The organism is Pedobacter sp., from assembly GCF_035566355.1.
Classification (GTDB): Bacteria; Bacteroidota; Bacteroidia; order Sphingobacteriales; family Sphingobacteriaceae; genus Pedobacter.
In genome coordinates, this window is sequence record NZ_DATMRL010000313.1 from 1 (window position 1) to 4704 (window position 4704).

A 4704-nucleotide genomic window follows, 5' to 3' on the forward strand; every position below is an offset into this window, starting at 1 on the left:
CTGATCAAAGCGTTTGTACAGATTGTAATCATAATCATATGCAGGTAATGGAAAAAGAACATCCTGAAAGGCTTGAGAATAAGGCATCGCACCAAAGATATCCGCAACTTTCCAGGCCTGATAGGTGTCTACAATAGAGCAAATGGCTTTCAAACCCTGATAGGTCGCCTTTTGGGCATCTGGTAAGGCATTGATCTTATCCATAATGCGGTGCATATCCCGGCCATTTCCCGTATAGTAATCATTGTAATATGGAAAACCAGGATTTGGCCCGGTTGGTTTTCCAGGAGTCCAGTAAGCTTTTGAAAGTCCGTTGGCATCCGCACCTTCAGGAACGATATACTGCATGTAAACCATGGTTGAACCGTACTTTTGAGAGGTATTGCCACGTCCGCCTAAATTGAAGTCATTGGTTGCTCCGGTAAATAAAATTTCTGGGCTGGCATCAGGTAATGTGGTTGGATTTGTATTTACCTCAATCATGTTCTTTTTACAAGACTGAGTAAATAAGGCCAGCGACATTAGTCCTATGATATATTTATGTGTCGTTTTCATGTTTTTAGATTTTTATAGGGAAATACTTAAATTCACGGAATAATTTCTATAAAAAGGAACACCTCCGGTGATGTAAGGTTTAAATGGATCATTACTTTGAAGAGATTCCGGGTTCTGATCTCCACTTAGCGTTTTATATAAGTAACCAATGTTTCTCGCAGAAACGCTCAGTCTTGCGCCTTTGATGTGGACTTTATTGACCCATTCTGATGGAAGCCTGTAACCCAAAGTGATCTCACGAAGCATAATCCAGGAGTTTTTAGAAACAGATTCATTGCCATTAAGATTGGTGCCCCAACCATAGAAGGTATTGTAATACAAAGAGGCTTTCCATGGCTCCACAAGTCCCTGGTTGTAGGCATCTCTGAAGGTCATTCCGGCAATGCTTACACCTGGTTTAAGCGGGCTCATTTGTCCTGCATCAAAAACTGCATTAGGAATAACACCATCATACCTTGTTTGGCCGTTATAAGAATCGGTTCTGGCTACACCGCCATGGGCCTGATCACGGAATTGCAGGGAGTTTAGTGTCGTTCCCTGACCGGTAGCATAGCTGTATGCTTCTGAATAAACATACCCACCAAAACGACCGTCTACTTGCGCAAAGAGGCTAAAGTTTTTATACCTCAGCGTTGTACTGATACCACCAATTAAATTGGGTTCTACTTTGCCGATATTGATTCTTTTCTGGCTGTCTGAATAATCCGGGTTGACCAGATTGTAATCCTGCATGCTGTATTTAACAGCTGGATTTGAATTGGCCTGACGACTTCCTACCTGAATAATTGGAAGTCCTGTTTTGGGATCTATCTTTGACGAAGCCCAGGTTTCAGATGTGAGAACACCAAAATCTCCTCCTTCGAAGGCATATACATTTGCTCCATCATATCCGCCACTTAATTCCCATTCTTTTATGCCATTGCCGAACTCAACAATTTTGCTTTTGTTGTGCGCCATATTAATGGCAAAATTTAGATCCCAGTCTTTACTTTTGATCGGATTAACATTAACCAAAAGTTCCAGACCCTGATTTTGGATGTTCCCAGCATTGAAATAAAGCTTGCTATAACCGGTTTCAGTAACACCAGGAAGATTGATCAGTTGATTAAATGTATTGGTTTTATACCAGGTAAAATCTACATTGACAAGTTCTTTGAACAATCCGAAATTTGTTCCCAGCTCTATAGAACGTTGTTTTTGAGGCTTTAAATCAGAATTTGGCTTAATGTCTGCATTTACCTGTGTAGCGCTCGGAACAGATTGGTTGTTGTTATTAATGATCGTACCAGGAGAATAGCCTGCGCCTGTTGAATATGGGCCGGCTATACCTGCATTACCTACATAAGCCAGAGATGCCCTTAATCTTCCACTCGATAACCATGCCGGTATATCACTCTTCAAATGGTCATAGAAAGAGTAAGCCAGGTTTACAGAAGGATAGAAGACGCTGTAATTGTTTGCTCCCTTAACAATTGTAGGATAGGTTAAAGTAGACAACCAATCATTACGGCCTGTGATTTCCAGATTTAAGTAATCTTTATAGTTCAGGTTTAAAACCCCACCCAATCCAATTGTAGAAAGTGAGGGTGGAGAAGAAAGATAGCCAATATAATTATTACTACCATCGTAATTTTTTACTGCATTTACGGAATTACCCAAAAAGAATATATTCGGTACTTTTAGACCACCGTCGGTACTTGCGTAGGCCGTTTCCTTAAGCATATTTCCATAATATTCATTTAATACACGGAAATCGATATTCAAGTCTCCGTCCATCACTTTTTTAGCAGCATGGGCCATAAACAATAGGTTATAATCTGTTGTTAAATTGCTGCCGATGGCGTATTGACCCCCTACATTGTTTTTATCATTCCCAAGGTTTTTTGTTTCGCTATGGGTTTTCAGGATATTGATATTTCCTCTGCCAGAAAGATCCAGCCAAGGTGTAACCTGAGCTTTCAGCTGTGCATAGCCTAAAAGGGAATTTTCGGTATTGGTATAGTTGTTCTTGTCAAAAATAGAAAAGGCACTTGTAACGCTGGCTAAATTACCAAAAGCCCCTGGTTTAATGGAGTTATCGGCGTTGCGGTAAATTGCCCGCCAATCATTATAGTCCAGATTTCTTGGTAAGTAGTAGGTGTTAAAAGCAAGGTTTGAACCTCCTCCATAATAATAACGGCTTTGATTGTAGTAGTTTTTAGTCGCTGTATTGGCATAATTAATTCCAATTTCTGTTGAAAAGACCTTATTCAAATCGCCTCCTACTTTCAGGTCAAAAGCATTTCTTTTTAAACCGTTATTAGGGAGCATACCTTTGCTGGAGGTGTTAGAATAAGACAATCGGTAATTAAATTTATCGTTCGCACCGCTTAATGCCAGATTGTTATTGATGTAATTCCCGTTCTGATAAAAAGCTTTCCAGTTATCTGGTTGCGCTACATAGGGCGTTTTCCTGGTTTGGTCGTAGATTACAGGGTGCATTGTGCCATCAAATGCAGGGCCCCAGCTTCCAACCGTATTGGCCTGAGTACCATCAGGGGCAAAATTACCTTCCCGTGTTAGTGCGCTACCTTGTCCATAGGTGTTTTGGAAAGCCATTGGGCTCTTGTAAATGTTTGAAGTTTGATAAGTCGAGTTAAATTCAATACCTAAACCCTGGCCGGATTTTCCTTTTTTAGTTGTAATTACAATGGCTCCATTCAAACCACGTGAACCATACAGTGAAGTTGCGGCAGCTCCTTTCAATACCGTAATGGATTCATAATCGTCCGGGTTTAAGTTTTTTAGCTGTGAACCGCCATCTTGGTCATCGGCACCTACGATATTGTTCTGAAGTACGTTTCCGTCAATAACGAATATAGGCTGGTTATTGGCTGTAACTCCGTTAGAATTCAGTACTTTAGCTCCTCTGATCTGGATGAAAGGCGAAGTCTGAACACCTGCAGAACTCATCACATTGATATTAACACCAGCAACCTTACCCTGCAATGCTGTAATCGGGTTAACCGTGTTTGTTCTGGTGAGTTCTTCCCCATCCAGCCGGGTTGCAGCATAGCCCAGATTTTTGTCTAATTTTTTAATACCCAAAGCCCCTTCTACGGTTACTTCATTTAAGCTATTACTACTAGGTTCCATGTCAATACTTATAGTTGAAGAGGAACCTACTGTAATCTCCCTGGCTTTGTATCCAATATACCTAAACTCTAGAATACTGCCTTCGGCCGTAGAAATGGAGAATTTACCCTGTGAATTTGTACTTGTGGAAGAACTGGAGTTCTTTACCTTCACACTCACAGCAGGCAGCGGTGTTCCGGTCTCATCTTTTACCGTACCTGTAATGGTCCGGTTGTTCTGGGCATAGAGTCCTGTGCACCAGAATAATGCAGCCAGGCATGGCAACACTACTTTTAGGAAAAGTTTAGTCATAATTGTTTGGTTTTGGTGAATATAATAGTTGAAATGTATTTTAGATGAACTCCAAAAAGGGCAATCAGGTAAACTCGCTATGTTCAACAACCAGGTTTGCAGCACCCAGTAGTTCTGCATCATTTGCAATCTCAGATATTTCAATGGTGGTTAAGTCCGCAATTCGCGGTATACAAAATTCATTAATGGCCTGCTGAATAGACGGCAGCAGTATTTTGCCTGCAATGGCCCCTCTGCCACTCATAATGATCGTTTCAGGATTCATCATGTGGATTAAAGTTGCAATGCCCTTGCCTAGATGAAAAGATGATTCCGACAGGATGGATACTGCAAGGGGGTCACCGGAACGCGCAGCCTCCAGGAAATGATCAGCCGGATGTTTACTCTCATCCTGTAAAAGCCATCTTAAACTGGATTCTGAACCGGTATTAAGCTCATTCTGGGCTTTAGTGGCCATGACTAAAAGAGAGGTTTCTACTTCCAGGCAGCCCCTTTTTCCACAGGAACAGAGGTTATTACTTTGAGACAATGGGATATGACTAAATTCACCAGCAAAGCCACTATGGCCTCTGAAGATCTTTCCATTAATGATCATGCCCAATCCCGTTCCCCAGCCAATATTGATCACCATAGCGTCCTGTTTGCCCTTCGCCTTTCCATGTTTAAGCTCAGCCAAGGCAATCAAACTGGAATCATTGTCTATAAATACAGGTAAATCGAGCT

General features: G+C 41.4%; 3 protein-coding genes. All 3 read right to left on the reverse strand.

From position 1 onward, the window contains the following. Window positions 1–555: SusD/RagB family nutrient-binding outer membrane lipoprotein (locus VNZ46_RS12245; protein WP_325560418.1), on the reverse strand; the 555-nt coding region annotated here is incomplete at its 3' end. Window positions 556–567: 12 nt separating this feature from the next. Beyond that, window positions 568–3981: a SusC/RagA family TonB-linked outer membrane protein gene (locus VNZ46_RS12250; RefSeq protein WP_325560419.1), complete on the reverse strand. Its 3414-nt coding sequence runs from the start codon at window positions 3979–3981 to the stop codon at window positions 568–570. A 64-nt stretch (window positions 3982–4045) separates the two neighbouring features. Next, the coding region (locus VNZ46_RS12255; protein WP_325560420.1) for an ROK family protein at window positions 4046–4704 on the reverse strand (659 nt) is incomplete at its 5' end.